Origin of the sequence: Streptomyces sp. NPDC053427, from assembly GCF_044544985.1 — a bacterium.
Classification (GTDB): Bacteria; Actinomycetota; Actinomycetes; order Streptomycetales; family Streptomycetaceae; genus Streptomyces.
The window spans coordinates 452,248-466,288 of the sequence record NZ_JBITYA010000006.1; the positions used below are offsets into that span (position 1 = coordinate 452,248).

A 14,041-nucleotide genomic window follows, 5' to 3' on the forward strand; every position below is an offset into this window, starting at 1 on the left:
GCCGGCTCATGCCTCCAGGGTCAGGCTCCAGTTGCCGGCCCGCCCCGTCAGGGTGGTCACCGAGAGCGGCTGGACATCGATCCGCCAGTACGTGTGCGGGGGCGCCTGGAGCGCGTAGATCAGGGCCGCGCGGACGACCCCGGGCTCGGCGACGGCCACCAGTCCGGCGCCCTCCTCCACGGGGCGGGTGTCCAGCCAGCTGCCGACGCGGGTGATGAAGGCCAGCAGCGACTCCCCGCCGTGGGGTGCGGAGCGGGGGTCGGCGAGCCAGGCGTCGACCGCACGTGGCTCGGCGGCCGTCACCTCGCCCAGCGTGCGGCCGCGCCAGCGCCCCATGTCGCAGTCCCGCAGGGCGGGTTGGGCCAGCGGGGTGAGGCCGAGGACCTCTCCGGTCTCCCGGCAGCGCGCCGACGGCGAGCAGTAGCGCAGCTCGGCGGCGGCGAGCCGGCACAGGACGGGGGCGGCGCGCTCGGCCTCGTGCCATCCGGCGGCGTCGAGCGGGCGGTCGTCGTCGAACCGGGTCTCGAGCAGCGCGGAGCTGCGGGCGGCGGCGAGCAGCTTGAGACGAACATGCATTCGCCGATGGTAAGAGCCTTGCGGCGCCGTGCGGCCGGGTTGATCAGAAGTCGATGGGGCCGGGGTCGATCAGGCCCAGCGTCATCCACTGCTCCGGCGCCACCAGAGGGCGGAAGCCGATCTTCTCGTACACGCCGTGCGCATCCTGGGTCGCGAGCGTGATCCGGGTCAGCCCGCAGGGTTCCAGGTGGTCGGCGACGGCCTGGACGAGCGCAGTGCCCAGGCCCTTGCCGCGGTCGTCGCGGGCGACGTAGACATCGCACAGCCAGGCGAAGGTGGCCCGGTCGGTCACGACCCGGGCGTAGGCGGCCTGGCGGCCCGAACCGGTCTCGTACAGGCCGAAGTTGAGCGAACCGGCGACCGCGCGGTCGTGCCGCTCGCGGGTGCGGCCCACGGCCCAGTAGGCGTCGGTGGACAGCCAGTGGTGCACCAGGTCCCCGTCCAGGCGGGCCGGGTCGGTGGAGATCTCGTAGCCGTCGAGCGGCGCAGCAGTCATGCGGGGAGGTTGGCAGAAGCGCGGGGGCGGCGTCGAACCGATATCCGAACGGCCGCATCCGGACGCAACGGTGACCCGCTCACCCGACCGGGATCCCCAGCGCGTCGCAGGCCGTACGCAGCCGCCGGACCCCCTCCGTCAGCTCCGCCGCCCCGGACGCGGAGGCGAAGCTCAGGCGCAGATGCGGGGCGGGCGGCTCGGCCGCGAAGTAGGGGCGGCCGTCCGCGACGGCGACGCCCGCCCGCAGGGCCGCGCCGGTGAGCGCCGCCTCGTCCGTACCGTCCGGCAGCCGGAGCCAGAGGAGATAGCCGCCGGGCGGGACGTGCAGGCCGCCGGCGAGGGCGGGGAGGTAGCGGTGCAGCGCGGCGGTCATGGTGTCCCGGCGGGCCACCAGCTCGCCGGAGATCATCCGGAGATGGCGGGTCCAGGCGGGCGAGCCGACCAGTTCGACGGCGGTTTCCTGGAGCGGTCCGGGGACGAAGAAGCTGTCGACGACCTGGATGGCGCGCAGCCGGTCGAGGACCGGGCCGCGGGCGGCCAGCGCGCCGACCCGGAGGCTGGGCGAGGTCGGCTTGGTCAGGGAGCAGACGTGCACGACGGTGCCGTCGCGGTCGTCCGCCATCAGGGTCGGCGGGGGTACCGGGGCGCCGTCGTGGAGCAGCCGCCGGGCGAAGTCGTCCTCCACCACGAACGCCCCGGCCGCGCGGGCCACCCGGAGCACCTCGCGCCGCCGCTCGGCCGCGAGCACCGCGCCGGTCGGGTTCTGGAACAGCGGCTGGCAGACGAACAGCCGGGCACCGCTGGCCCGGAAGGCGTCGGCGAGCAGGTCGGTACGGACGCCGTCCGCGTCCATCGGTACGGGGACCGGGCGCAGCCCGGAGGCGCGGGCGGCGGACAGCATGCCCGGGTAGGTCGGGGACTCCACGAGCACCGGCGCGCCGGGCGCGGCGACCGCGCGCAGGGCGGTGGTCAGCGCGCTCTGGCCGCCGGCGGTGACCAGCACATCGCTGGCGGCGAGCGCGCCGCCGGGCCCGCCGATCTCCCGCGCGAACCAGGCCCGCAGCTCCGGGACGCCTTCGACCGGCGGCCGTCCCCAGGCGCCGGGCCGGCGTCCGGCGCGGGCCAGCGCCCCGGCGAGGGCGCGTTCGGGCTGGAGATCGGGGTGCAGATAGCCGCCGTGGAGTTCGATGACGCCGGGGGCGGGTGTGGCGATCGTGGCCAGGACGCCGGACGCGTCGACGCTGCGCGGCACCTGGTCGCCGGCCGCCTCGGCGCTCAAAGCGATCTCCTGCCAGGAGGTGTCGGCGGGGCGGGGCGCCTCGGGGCGCGGTACCGCCCGGAAGGCGCCGGCGCCGGGCCGGGTGACGACGAGGCCCTCGGCGACGAGCTCGGCGAGCGCCCGGGAGACGGTCACCGGGCTCACGCGATGCCGCTCGACCAGGGCGCGACTTGAGGGCAGCTTCTCCCCAGGAGAGTAGCGGTCCAGATCCCTGCGGAGGATGGAGGCCAGGTCAGCGACACTGCTACGCTCTTGCATGAGAGACAACGATAGCGCTATTGCGACGGGTGCGATAGCGGTCAGCGCCGCCTCCGCCCCGGAGCGGCCCGCCGCCCGCCCCGCCTCCTCGGCCGCCCCCGGCGCGCTGCTCGCCGCGCTGGGCGTCGCCACCTTCTCCCTGACGTTCCCCGGCACGGCCTGGGCCCTGGAGGGCATGGGCCCGTGGACGGTCGTCATGCTGCGCAGCGTGCTGGCCGCGGCCCTCGCCGGCGGCTGCCTCCTCGCCCTGCGCGTCCGCCTCCCCGAGCGGCGCCACTGGGCCGGCATCGCGGTCGTGGCGGGCGGCGTGGTCCTCGGCTTCCCGCTCCTGACGACCCTGGCCCTGCAGACCTCCACCACCTCGCACGCGGCCGTCGTGGTCGGGCTGCTGCCGCTGACCACCGCCGCCTTCTCCGCCGTACGGACCGGGGCGCGGCCCTCGCGCACCTTCTGGGCCGCCGCGCTGGCCGGCGCAGCCGTCGTCATCGGCTTCACGGTGCAGCAGAGCGGCGGGGCGCCCGGCACCAGCGATCTGCTGCTGTTCGCCGCGCTGCTGGTGTGCGCGGCCGGCTACACCGAGGGCGGCCGGCTGGCCCGCCATATGCCGGGCTGGCAGGTGGTCGGCTGGGCGCTGGTGCTGGCCCTGCCGGTGACGGTCACGGGCGCGGCCGTCGCGCTCCCCGCCGAGCCGCTGCACCTGACCGCGCACGCGGTCGGCGGGCTGCTGTGGCTGGCGTTCGGCTCCCAGTTCCTGGGCCTGGTCGTCTGGTACCGCGGGATGGCCGCGATCGGCGCGTCCAAGGCGAGCCAGCTCCAGCTCGCCCAGCCGCTGCTCACGCTGGTGTGGTCGGTCCTGCTGCTCGGCGAGCGGCTGCCGCCGGCCGCCCCCGTCGCGGCGGTCGCGGTGCTGCTCTGCATCGCCGTCACCCAGCGGACCCGCGGCTGACGCACCGGAGCCGCCGGTCGTCCGCCGGGTGCGGGGTCCCGCCGGAGACGTAAACTTGCCGCGATGGCACGTACCGCCGTCCGGGCCGCCAGCCGGCCCGTCAACAGGTAAAACCGTTGGCCGTTCAACCGCCCGGCCACAGCTCCCTGTGGGCCGTCCCGGTCGCACGGCCGCCCGAAGCGGGAGGACCCTGATGCACGCAACCACGGGCGACCGGCTGCTGGTGCACGGCAGAACCGTCGGACATCACGACCACGTCGTCGAAATCATCGAGGTACTGGGTACCAACGGCGATCCCCCCTACCGCGTCCGCGCCGACGACGGACACGAAGCCATCGTGTCGCCCGGCCCCGACTGCGTCGTCCAGCACGGCAAGTCCACCGACGTCACCGGCCGCTAGGTCCACGACCGACAGGTCCACACCCGACGGACACCACCGACCGACCGCGGGAACGGTGACCACTACGGCCGCGCCGCGCCGCCGTAGTGGTCACGTACGACCCGGGCCAGCGCCCCGGCCCGGTCCCTGGAGACATCCCGCGCCGAGAAGAAGACATGGCCGCCGACCTGCGGGTAACCGCGGGCGAAGGCGAGGTGGCGGGAGAGTTCGTCCGGGTCCTGCCAGGGGGTGTCCTGCTCCGGGTCGCCCGCACGGTAGAGGGCCTCCCCGATGTAGAGGTCCACGCCGGTGCCGGACACCGCCTCCGACCACCACGGCACCACCTTGGCGTAGTCGGCGGCCGGGAAGCCGAGGTGCCAGTACACCTGCGGCACGATGTAGTCGATCCAGCCCTCGCGCACCCAGCGCCGCGTATCGGCGTACAGGTCGTCGTAGGTCTGCAGTCCGCGGGTGTCGGACCCCGAGGAGTCGGTCTCCCGGTTGCGCCAGATGGCCGAGGGGCTGACGCCGAACCGCACCGGCCGCCCCACGGCGGCCACCTTCTGCTTCATCTCCCGCACCATCCGGTCGACGTTGTCCCGCCGCCAGCTGGCGCGGTCCGCGAAGCCCGCGCCGTGCTCCTCGAAGGCGGCATCGTCCTCGAACTGCTCGCCCGCGACCGGATACGGATAGAAGTAGTCGTCGAAGTGCACCCCGTCGACGGGGTAGCGGCGCACCGCGTCGAGCATCGCTTCCTGCACGAAGCTCCGGACCTCGGGCAGCCCCGGGTTGTAGTAGAGCTTGCCGCCGTAGGGGAGCACCCACTGCGGGTGCCGGCGCGCGGGATGGCCGGGTACCAGCCGGTCGGCATCGGCGTGGTTGGCGACGCGGTACGGGTTGAACCAGGCGTGCAGCTGGAGGTCGCGCCGGTGCGCCTCGGCGACGGCGAAGCCGAGGGGGTCCCAGCCCGGATCCTTGCCCTGTTGTCCGGTCAGGTACTGCGCCCAGGGCTCGTGCGGGGAGGGCCACAGGGCGTCGGCGGTGGGCCGGACCTGGAAGAACACCGTGTTCAGGCGGCGTTCGACGGCCACCTCGAGGAGGTCGAGCAGTTGGCGCTGCTGTTCGGCGGGGGCCAGCCCGGGCTTGGTGGGCCAGTCCAGGTTGGCGACGGTGGCCAGCCACATGCCGCGCATCGGCGCAGAGCCCGCCTCACCCGCCGCCTCGGCCGTCCCCTGTCCCGTTACGAGCAGCGACGACGCCGCGCCCAGCACGCCCGCCGCGAATCCCCGCCGTGTGATCCGTCTCATGAAAAACCCTCAGCTTGTCCTGTTTGTCCCGTCCTGAGGGCTCAGGATGCCCGCCCCGGCGGCCGTAGCACAGCGCCGCGCGGAGTAACGTCGGGGCCGAGGCGGGCGTCGGACCCTTACGGCGTACCGCAGGGTCCTGAAGATCAGCGAAAGGCACGAGGTGACGGACACTTTCACCGACATCGCACGCGTCGGAGTGGTCGGCTGCGGCCAGATGGGCGCCGGCATCGCCGAAGTGTGCGCCCGCGCCGGACTGGACGTCATGGTCGCCGAGACCACCGGAGAAGCCCTGGAGCTGGGCCGCACCCGCTTGACCAACTCGCTCGGCAAGGCCGCCGAGCGCGGCAAGATCACCCCCGCCGAACGCGACGCCACACTCGGCCGGCTGAACTTCACCACCGACCTCGGGGAGTTCGCCGACCGCGACCTCGTCATCGAGGCCGTCGTGGAGAACGAGCAGGTCAAGACGGAGATCTTCCAGGTCCTCGACCAGGTGATCACCCGCCCGGACGCGATCCTGGCGTCCAATACCTCCTCCATCCCCCTGGTGAAGCTGGCGGTCGCCACCTCCCGCCCCGACCAGGTCATCGGCATCCACTTCTTCAACCCGGCCCCGGTCCAGAAGCTGGTGGAGCTCATCCCCGCCCTGACCACCGGCGACGAGACCATCAAGCGCGCCGAGGCCCTGGTCCACAACATCCTGGGCAAGCACGCCATCCGCGCCCAGGACCGCTCCGGCTTCGTCGTCAACGCGCTGCTCATCCCGTATCTGCTCTCCGCGATCCGGATGTTCGAGTCGGGCATCGCCAGCCGCGAGGACATCGACAACGGCATGGAGATGGGCTGCGCCCACCCGATGGGCCCGCTCAAGCTGTCCGACCTGATCGGCCTGGACACCGTGGCCTCGGTCGCCGCCTCCATGTACGAGGAGTACAAGGAGCCCCTCTACGCCGCTCCCCCGCTGCTCGCGCGCATGGTGGACGCGGGCCGGATGGGCCGCAAGTCCGGGTCGGGCTTCTACTCGTACTGAGCACCCGCACCGCACGGGGTGGGTCCGCCCGCCGCTCGGGGGAGTACCGGCGGGCGGACACCGGGCCGGCGGGCGCCCGTCCGCCGGCGTCGGCCCCCGTGGAGTGACAAGTCAACTCCTTGACGGGCGCGGGCGCAGGAGTGTGAAGGGCCCCGCCCGGTGCACACGGTTCACACCCCGTGCGAAGCCCGGCACGCCGTCACCCCCCGTCACTTCACACGGGGTGTGTTCCGGGGACCCGTATCTCCTCGCCGCACACTCTCCCGTCCGTCGCCGCAGCGCAGTTGACTGGGGGTGTACGGACGACGGAGTCCCCCGGCACAAGGAATAGAGGATGCGGACCGTGACCGCCCACCCTGAAACCGACCCGGTGACCGCCGACTTAGCGGAGCTGAGGCGCTGCCTCGATGTGCGCACCGCACGGGTCGACGGACACCTGGCGCTGCTCGCCCAGCGCGCCGAACAGAGCGAGCGTGACGCGGACGAACTGCAGGCCCGCGTCACGCGACTGGAAAGCACCCGCTGGCCACTGCCCTCCCTCGCCGCGCTCACCGGGCTCGCGGCGCTGATGGTCGCGCTGTGGCAGGCGGCCGGACGGTGACCGCCGCACGGCGGCCGGGTACGGTCAGCCCAGGCGCAGATGATGCAGCATCAACAGCGCCGCGGCCATGTTCGCGGCCGGTACCTCCCCCCTCGCCACCATGTCGGGTACCAGCTTGAGCGGCACCCACTCCCGCCGCTCCGACTCGAAGTCGTCCTGCGGGGTGCCGACGTACTCGCCCTCGTCCGACCAGTAGATGTGATGCCGCGCGTCGGTGAGGCCGTTGGACGGCTCCACCGTCAGGAGATGCCGGAGGGGGCCGGGGCGCCACCCCGTCTCCTCCTCCATCTCCCGCGCGGCCGCCGCCGCGACGTCCTCGCCGTCCTCGACGACCCCGGCGGCCAGCTCCCACCCCCAGGTGTCGGTGATGAAACGGTGCCGCCACAGCAGCAGCACCTCATGGGCCGCATTGACCACGGTGGCCACGGCGACCGGCCGCATCCGGATCAGGAAGTGATCGAGATGGCTGCCGTCGGGCAGTTCCACATCGGCCAGATTGACCCGGAACCACGGATTCGCATAGACGGGCTTTTCGCTGAGATTGTTCCAACGCACGTAACTGCCACCTTCCGCTGTTGAGCAGGCAAGGTGACACGGGCCCGGTCACAGCGGAACGCGCAGCACCTCGTCGATGAGATCGGCAGCCTCGTCCGTCGCGGAGCTCCCGGTCCGGGCCAGATGCTCGCGCACCGCCCGCAGCCGGTCCCGCAGCCGGTGCGACTCCATGCCCCGAGCCCGCTCCGTCATCTGCGCGGCATTGGCCACGGCCCGGTCCGCATCGCCTTGGCGCAGCTCGATATGGGTGAGCATGGCCAGCCGGTGGACCCGGCCGCGGTCGTGTGCGGGGGTGTCGACGGCGGCGTCCGCCTGCTCCCGGGCGGCCCGCAGGTCACCGAGGCTGAGCAGCGCCTCCGCCACTTGTACGTTCACCAGGCCGGGCTGGACATAGCCCGTCTCGGCCGGCTCGAGTCCGGGCCGGATGCGCTCCGCGGCCGCCTCCGCGCGCCGGATGCACGCCAGCGCGCCGGCGCCGTCGCCGAGCCGCGCGTAGGACTTGGCCTGCATCGCGTAGAGGTCCGCGGAGAGCGCCGGGGTGATCTGCGGGCCCGCGGCCCGCAGCGCCGCCTCCGCGAAGGCGACCGCCTGGCGGTATTCCCGTACGAAGAGGGACTGATTGACCAGCAGCGCGATGACATACGCGCCGAGGCCGCGGTCCCCGCTGGCCTTGGCCAGCCGCAGCGCCTGATGGAAGTAGCGCTGGGCCAGCCCGAGAGCGTCCGAGTCGTACGCGCAGATGCCCGCGACGGCGACCAGTCCCCCGGTGGCCCGGTGGAGCTGACGGCCCGTCGCATCGCTGTAGCTGCCCCGCAGCAGCGGCGCCGCCTCGGTGTTGAGGAACCCCACGATGCGTGCTCTGGTCGCGATACCACCCGCCTTCCGGTACATCTGCTCGTAGTGGGCCCGCGCGGCGCGCAGCATGTCGATGTCGGCCATGCCGACCCGGGTCAGCCCGTCGCGGGAGACATCGTGGTCCTCCGGCGGGTTCTCCCATTCCCATACGGGGATGACCGCCGAGGTGCCGGTGAGTGCGGGCGCGGCCAGGATGTGCGGCCGCTGCTGTTCGTCGGAGCGCCACAGAGCGGTGGCGCGCTCGACGAAGCCGGAGAGCGGGGTGTCGGGGGCCCGGCGCAGGCCGGGGCGGCTGAGCCCGATGTCGTCGAGGCCGACCGCGCGGTGCAGCCGTTCGCCGAGTATCTCGCAGATCAGATCGGGTACTTGGCCGCGCGGCCGCTGCCCCTTCAGCCAGCGGGCGACCGCGGTGTGCTCGTAGCGCAGGGCGAGCCCGCGGCTGCGGCCGAGGTGATTGATGCGCGCGGCGAGCCCGGCGTGCGAGATACCGGCCTCGTCGAGGATCGCATCGAGCAGGGTGTTGGGCTCCATGCCGGCCTCCCGGTGAGCCCGGCCCGTCTTCCGGCGGCCCCCTGGCTCATGGCCTTGTCGACGTGACTACTCCGCGGAATCAGCGTAGTGAACCGCGCTTCACACGGGGTGTGAAGGGGGCGGAAGTCGGCCCGGGCGGCCGGTCGTTGCACAGCATCACCAGCGCCACGTCATCGGTCAGGTGCCCGCCCGCATGCCGCAGCAGCGCCTCGCGTACGCCCTCGACGACGGCGGCCGGGGCCCGCCCCGGCGCCTCGGCGGCCCGGCGCACCTCCCGCGCCAGCGGAAAGAACTCCCCCGCGGCGTCGCGGGTATCGGCCGCTCCGTCGGTGTGCAGAAGAAGCCCCTCGCCGGGCCCCAGCCGCCCGCAGAACGCCGCGGGCAGCTCGTCGGGCAGCGGCAGGATCCCCAGCGGCGGCATCGGTTGCGCGGGCGCGGCCGGAGCCGCCTCGGAGACCGGCTCGGGGCCGCCGATCCGGTACGGCCACGGGTGCCCGCAGTTCAGCGCCGTCACCACGCCGCCCTGGTCCACCTCCAGCAGCAGCACCGTCACGAACTCCTCCGCGACCGGTCCGGCCGGCTGCCCGCCGTCGGCCCGCTCCCGCAGATGCCGCCGGTGCGCGCGCTCCAACCGGCGCAGCACGCCGCCCAGTTCGGGTTCGTCATGGACCGTCTCGCGGAAACTGCCGAGCATCGCGGCGACGGTGCCCAGGGCCTCCAGCCCGTGCCCGCGGACGTCCCCGATCACCGCCCGTACGCCGTACCGGGTGCCCACCACGTCGTAGAGGTCCCCGCCCACCACGGCGCCTTCGCTCGCGGAAAGGTGGTCGGCGGCCAGCGCCATGCCGTCGATACGGGAGGGCAGCGGCCGCAGCAGCACCCGCTGCGCGGCACCGGCGACCTCCCTGCTGCGCTCCAGCTCCCGCAGCAGCCGTCGCCGCCGGCCCGCCGTCAGATAGCTGGCGCAGATGACCGCGAGGACCGCCCCGCACGTCGCCGCCCGGGTACCGAGCCCGGCCGCGGGCTCCACCGCACCGAACGGCAGCAGCGCGAGCAGTGCGCACACCCCGCCGAGCAGCACACACTGGCGGCGGCCGGTCCCGGCACAGGCGATGGCCGGCGCGGCGGCCAGCAGCTGGAGCAGCTGACCGCCGGTCGGCCGGCACAGCTCCCAGCCGACCACGGCGAGGACCCAGACACCGGGCAGCACCAGGACAAAGACCTGCCGGGCACGTGTCGCACCCGCGGGTGCGACGCCCCTCGCCCAGGCCCGGATCATGCCGACGGTCCCCCTAGTTAGACCGCAACGATTCTTACGACGTTCCGCGTCGGTGCGGCCGTCGTGAGCGCCATCTCACCCGATGGAGTGACGGGTACGGACCCGGGAACGACCGAGGGCCGCGCGGTGTACGCACGGCCCTCGGGTGTCACGGCGTGGCGGTCAGCCGCGCAGCACCGCCCCGGTACGCTCCAGCGCCGTCGCGACCGCCGCGTCGCGGGCCGCGGAGGCCTCCTCGGCGGTCAGCGTCCGGTCCTCGGCGCGGAACCGCAGCGCATAGGCGAGGGACTTCTTGCCCGCGCCGAGCTGCTCACCGGTGAAGACGTCGAACAGCCGCAGCGACTCGAGGAGTTCCCCGGCGCCGTCGCGCAGCGCCGTCTCGACGTCGGCCGCCGGAACGGCGTCGTCGACGATGAGCGCCACGTCCTGGGTCGCGACCGGGAAGGCCGAGATCCGCGGGGCACGCCGCGGTCCGGCGGACGCCCGCTCGATACGGTCCAGGTCGATCTCCATCGCGCAGGTGCGCTCCGGCAGGGCGAGGGTCTTGATGACCCGCGGGTGCAGCTCACCGGCGTTGCCGACGAGGATCTCCTCACCCTCGACGAGGGCGAGCAGCGCCGCGCAGCGGCCCGGGTGGAACGGCGCGTGCTGGTCCTGGCGGACGATCAGCTCGACGCCCGCCTCGCGCGCGACCGTACGGCCCGCCTCGATGGCGTCCGCCCAGACCGCGGGGCGTCCCTCGCCCCACCAGCCGGCCTGCTCGCGGCCCCCGGCGAGCACCACCGCGGCGCGCCGGGGCTGCTGCGGCAGCGAGGCGTCCAGCGAGGCGATCTCGTCGTCGGTCGGGCGGCGGTCGACGACCAGACGGCTGGCCGGCTTCTCGTCGCCGCTCGCGCGGAAGACCGGGCCGGTCTCGAAGAGCGCCAGATCGTGCGTGCCGCGGCCGTAGTTGCGGCGCAGCGCCCCGAGCAGCCCCGGGATCAGGGTCGTACGGAGGTCGGGCTCCTCGTCGGAGAGCGGGTTGAGGAGGGTGACGGCGTCCCGGCGCGGGTCGTCCGCCTCGATGCCGAGCTGGTCGAGGACGTGCGAGCCGGTGAACGGGTAGTTCAGCGCCTCGACGTAGCCCGCTCCGGCCAGCGCCCGGCCGACCCGGCGGTGCAGCCGCTGACGCTCGGTCAGCCCGCGGCCGGCCGGCGGCTTCGGCAGCGTGGAGGGCAGGTTCTCGTAGCCCTCCAGCCGGATGACCTCTTCGGCCAGGTCGTTGGGGTCGCCGAGGTCCGGCCGCCAGGACGGCACGGTCACGACCAGCTCGTCCGTCCCGTAGACGTCGCAGCCGACCTGCTGGAGGCGGCGGACGACGGTCTCCCGACCGTAGGTCACACCGGCGACCTTGTCCGGGTGGTCGGCAGGGACGGCGATCGTCCGCGGCCCGCGGGGCGAGACGACCTCGGTGACGCCGTCCTCGGCGGTGCCGCCGCCGAGCAGCACCAGCAGATCGACGGTGCGCTGGGCCGCGGCGGACGCGGCCTCCGGGTCGACGCCGCGCTCGAAGCGCTTGGCCGCCTCGGAGGACAGCTTGTGCCGGCGGGCCGTCCGGGCGATGGCGACCGCGTCGAAGTGCGCGGCCTCGATCACGACATCGGTGGTGCCGCGCAGCTGACCGGTCTCCGGGTCGGCGACCGCGGCCCCGATCTCGGTGTGGGCGCCGCCCATGACACCCGCGAGGCCGATCGGGCCGCGGTTGTCGGTGATGACCAGGTCCTCGGCGTCCAGCACCCGCTTGCTGCCGTCCAGGGTGGTCAGCTGCTCACCGGGGGTGGCCCGGCGGACGCCGATCGGGCCCTCGACCGTGGCGCGGTCGTAGGCGTGCAGCGGCTGGCCGATCTCGAGCATCACGTAGTTGGTGATGTCGACGGCGAGCGAGATCGGGCGCATGCCCGCCTTCTGGAGGCGGCGCTGCAGCCAGAGCGGGGAGCGTGCCTCGGGCTCCAGGCCGGTGACCGTGCGGGCCGTGAAGCGGTCGCAGCCGATCGGGTCGGAGACCTTGACCGGGTAGCCGCCGGCGTTCGGCGGCGGCACGTCCAGCAGCGCCGGGTCGCGCAGCGGCAGACCGTAGGCGATGGCGGCCTCGCGGGCCACGCCGCGCATCGACAGGCAGTAGCCGCGGTCCGGGGTGACGGCGATGTCCAGCACCTCGTCGACGAGCTCCAGCAGCTCGATGGCGTCGGTGCCGACCTCGTACTCGGGCGGCAGCACGATGATGCCGTGCGTGCCGTCGTCGCCCATGCCGAGCTCGTCGCCGGAGCAGATCATGCCGTGCGACTTCTTGCCGTACGTCTTGCGCGCGGCGATCTTGAAGTCACCGGGCAGCACGGCGCCGGGGAGAACGACCACGACCTTGTCGCCGACCGCGAAGTTCCGCGCGCCGCAGACGATTTCCTGGGGCTCGCCGGTGCCGTTGGCGTCGCCGACGTCGACCGTGCAGAAGCGGATCGGCTTCTTGAAGCCCTCCAGCTCCTCGATGGTCAGCACCTGGCCGACGACCAGCGGGCCCTTGAGGCCCTCGCCGAGCCGCTCGACGGTCTCGACCTCGAGGCCGACGGCAATGAGCTTGGCCTGTACGTCACGGCCGGTCTCCGTCGCCGGCAGGTCGACGTACTCCCGCAGCCAAGAAAGCGGGACCCGCATCAGATCTCCATCCCGAACGGCCGGGTGAACCGGACGTCGCCTTCGAACATGTCACGCATGTCTTCCACGTTGTGCCGGAACATCAGCATCCGGTCGATGCCGAACCCGAACGCGAACCCGCTGTACTTCTCGGGGTCGACGCCACAGGCGATGAGCACCTTGGGGTTGACCATGCCGCAGCCGCCGAGCTCGATCCAGCCTTCGCTGGAGCAGGTGCGGCAGGGCCGGTCGGGGTTGCCCACGGACTCGCCACGGCAGACGTAGCAGACCATGTCCATCTCGGCGGACGGCTCGGTGAACGGGAAGTAGTTCGGCCGCAGCCGGGTCTTCATGTCCGGCCCGAACAGCGCCTGGACCATGTGGTCGAGGGTGCCCTTGAGGTCGGCCATGGTCAGGCCCTCGTCGACGGCCAGCAGCTCGATCTGGTGGAAGACCGGGGAGTGCGTGGCGTCCAGCTCGTCGGTGCGGTAGACCCGCCCCGGGCAGACGACATAGACGGGCGGCTCACGGTCGACCAGCGAACGGGCCTGCACCGGCGAGGTGTGGGTGCGCAGCACGACGCCGCTCTCCTCGCCCTTGGCGCCGTTGCCCTGGACGAAGAAGGTGTCCTGCATCTGGCGCGCCGGGTGGTCCGGCAGGAAGTTCAGGGCGTCGAAGTTGAACCACTCCGCCTCGACCTCGGGGCCCTCGGCGACCTCGTAGCCCATCGCGACGAAGACGTCGGCGACCCGCTCCATGAACGTGGTCAGTGGGTGCCGGGCGCCGGCCGGGATGCGGTCGTAGGGCAGCGTGACGTCCACCGCCTCCTCGACCAGCACGCGCGCGTCGCGCTCCGCCTCCAGTTCCTCCTGGCGGACCTTGAGCGCCTGGCCCACCCGCCCGCGGGCCTGGCCGACGCGCTTGCCGGCGTCCGCCTTGGCGTGCGGGGGCAGGGCGCCGATCTCGCGGTTGGCGAGGGCGAGCGGCGAGCGGTCGCCGGCGTGCGCGACCTTCACCTCGCGCAGCGCCTCGAGATCGGACGCGGCGGCGATGGCGGCCAGCGCCTCGTCCAGCCGTGCGGCGATCTCTTCCGGTTTCAGGGCTTCGACCTCGACAGGGTCGTACGACTTATTGGGTGCGGACATCTCTTCCCGTGCTTCCGGTGGACTGGCTTGGCATGGCTCGCGTCGCCTCGGCTCGCCCGCGATGCTGGTGCGCCAAAGGTGCCAAAGGTCAAGTCTAAGGGGGCCGGCCGACGCGGCAGGTCCGAGCCCCGTGGGGG

Annotated in this window: 13 protein-coding genes; 4 read left to right on the forward strand and 9 right to left on the reverse strand. The window is 73.3% G+C overall.

All coding sequences use genetic code 11. The annotated features are described in order from the left end of the window. Nucleotides 1-6: 6 nt before the first annotated feature. From ACIGWZ_RS19540 to ACIGWZ_RS19550, 3 genes are all read right to left on the reverse strand, one after another. Nucleotides 7-576 (reverse strand): histidine phosphatase family protein, encoded by a 570-nt coding sequence (locus ACIGWZ_RS19540; protein WP_400066210.1) that lies wholly within the window; start codon nt 574-576, stop codon nt 7-9. A 43-nt stretch (nt 577-619) separates the two neighbouring features. After that, nucleotides 620-1,072, reverse strand: coding sequence for a GNAT family N-acetyltransferase (locus ACIGWZ_RS19545; RefSeq protein WP_400066212.1), 453 nt, complete (start codon nt 1,070-1,072; stop codon nt 620-622). Between the two features lie 79 nt (nt 1,073-1,151). Continuing rightward, nucleotides 1,152-2,609 (reverse strand): PLP-dependent aminotransferase family protein, encoded by a 1,458-nt coding sequence (locus ACIGWZ_RS19550; protein ID WP_400066214.1) that lies wholly within the window; start codon nt 2,607-2,609, stop codon nt 1,152-1,154. Here ACIGWZ_RS19550 and ACIGWZ_RS19555 point away from each other — a divergent pair. Further along, nucleotides 2,608-3,555: a DMT family transporter gene (locus tag ACIGWZ_RS19555; RefSeq protein ID WP_400066216.1), complete on the forward strand. Its 948-nt coding sequence runs from the start codon at nt 2,608-2,610 to the stop codon at nt 3,553-3,555. The two genes, ACIGWZ_RS19550 and ACIGWZ_RS19555, sit on opposite strands and share 2 nt — an antisense overlap. 193 nt (nt 3,556-3,748) lie before the next feature. Next, on the forward strand, nt 3,749-3,955 hold the full coding sequence (locus ACIGWZ_RS19560; RefSeq protein WP_400066218.1) for a DUF1918 domain-containing protein: 207 nt from the start codon (nt 3,749-3,751) through the stop codon (nt 3,953-3,955). 62 nt (nt 3,956-4,017) lie between these two features. Here the strand turns inward: ACIGWZ_RS19560 and ACIGWZ_RS19565 are convergent, their stop codons facing one another. Further along, nucleotides 4,018-5,241 carry a glycoside hydrolase family 10 protein gene (locus ACIGWZ_RS19565; RefSeq protein WP_400066220.1) on the reverse strand — a complete coding sequence of 408 codons (1,224 nt, stop codon included), beginning with the start codon at nt 5,239-5,241 and terminating at the stop codon, nt 4,018-4,020. Nucleotides 5,242-5,401: 160 nt separating this feature from the next. On the opposite strand from ACIGWZ_RS19565, the gene ACIGWZ_RS19570 reads away from it, so the two are divergent. Then, entirely contained in the window at nt 5,402-6,271 is an 870-nt protein-coding gene (locus ACIGWZ_RS19570; protein WP_400066222.1) for a 3-hydroxybutyryl-CoA dehydrogenase, read from the forward strand. A 343-nt stretch (nt 6,272-6,614) separates the two neighbouring features. Next, on the forward strand, nt 6,615-6,872 hold the full coding sequence (locus ACIGWZ_RS19575; protein WP_400066469.1) for a hypothetical protein: 258 nt from the start codon (nt 6,615-6,617) through the stop codon (nt 6,870-6,872). A gap of 24 nt (nt 6,873-6,896) precedes the next feature. Here ACIGWZ_RS19575 and ACIGWZ_RS19580 read toward each other — a convergent pair whose 3' ends face one another. From ACIGWZ_RS19580 to pheS, 5 genes are all read right to left on the reverse strand, one after another. Next, complete coding sequence (locus ACIGWZ_RS19580; protein ID WP_400066224.1) at nt 6,897-7,427, reverse strand: NUDIX domain-containing protein; 531 nt, start codon at nt 7,425-7,427, stop codon at nt 6,897-6,899. A gap of 48 nt (nt 7,428-7,475) precedes the next feature. After that, the gene (locus ACIGWZ_RS19585) at nt 7,476-8,813 is read right to left on the reverse strand and encodes a transcriptional regulator (RefSeq protein WP_400066226.1); all 1,338 of its coding nucleotides are present in this window, start codon (nt 8,811-8,813) and stop codon (nt 7,476-7,478) included. 79 nt (nt 8,814-8,892) lie between these two features. Next, nucleotides 8,893-10,092, reverse strand: coding sequence for a PP2C family protein-serine/threonine phosphatase (locus ACIGWZ_RS19590; protein ID WP_400066228.1), 1,200 nt, complete (start codon nt 10,090-10,092; stop codon nt 8,893-8,895). Between the two features lie 162 nt (nt 10,093-10,254). Continuing rightward, nucleotides 10,255-12,780, reverse strand: coding sequence for a phenylalanine--tRNA ligase subunit beta (gene pheT, locus ACIGWZ_RS19595; RefSeq protein ID WP_400066230.1), 2,526 nt, complete (start codon nt 12,778-12,780; stop codon nt 10,255-10,257). Continuing rightward, complete coding sequence (gene pheS / locus ACIGWZ_RS19600) at nt 12,780-13,904, reverse strand: phenylalanine--tRNA ligase subunit alpha (RefSeq protein WP_400066232.1); 1,125 nt, start codon at nt 13,902-13,904, stop codon at nt 12,780-12,782. The genes pheT and pheS overlap by 1 nt, the downstream gene beginning before the upstream one ends. Nucleotides 13,905-14,041: the final 137 nt, after the last annotated feature.

What these genes read in the sequence shown, in the direction of transcription:
- ACIGWZ_RS19540 (WP_400066210.1), bottom strand. Translation starts at nt 576, where the DNA reads ATGCATGTTCGTCTCAAGCTGCTCGCCGCCGCCCGCAGCTCCGCGCTG.
- ACIGWZ_RS19545 (WP_400066212.1), bottom strand. Translation starts at nt 1,072, where the DNA reads ATGACTGCTGCGCCGCTCGACGGCTACGAGATCTCCACCGACCCGGCC.
- ACIGWZ_RS19555 (WP_400066216.1), top strand. Translation starts at nt 2,608, where the DNA reads ATGAGAGACAACGATAGCGCTATTGCGACGGGTGCGATAGCGGTCAGC.
- ACIGWZ_RS19550 (WP_400066214.1), bottom strand. Translation starts at nt 2,609, where the DNA reads ATGCAAGAGCGTAGCAGTGTCGCTGACCTGGCCTCCATCCTCCGCAGG.
- ACIGWZ_RS19560 (WP_400066218.1), top strand. Translation starts at nt 3,749, where the DNA reads ATGCACGCAACCACGGGCGACCGGCTGCTGGTGCACGGCAGAACCGTC.
- ACIGWZ_RS19565 (WP_400066220.1), bottom strand. Translation starts at nt 5,241, where the DNA reads ATGAGACGGATCACACGGCGGGGATTCGCGGCGGGCGTGCTGGGCGCG.
- ACIGWZ_RS19585 (WP_400066226.1), bottom strand. Translation starts at nt 8,813, where the DNA reads ATGGAGCCCAACACCCTGCTCGATGCGATCCTCGACGAGGCCGGTATC.
- ACIGWZ_RS19590 (WP_400066228.1), bottom strand. Translation starts at nt 10,092, where the DNA reads ATGATCCGGGCCTGGGCGAGGGGCGTCGCACCCGCGGGTGCGACACGT.
- pheT (WP_400066230.1), bottom strand. Translation starts at nt 12,780, where the DNA reads ATGCGGGTCCCGCTTTCTTGGCTGCGGGAGTACGTCGACCTGCCGGCG.
- pheS (WP_400066232.1), bottom strand. Translation starts at nt 13,904, where the DNA reads ATGTCCGCACCCAATAAGTCGTACGACCCTGTCGAGGTCGAAGCCCTG.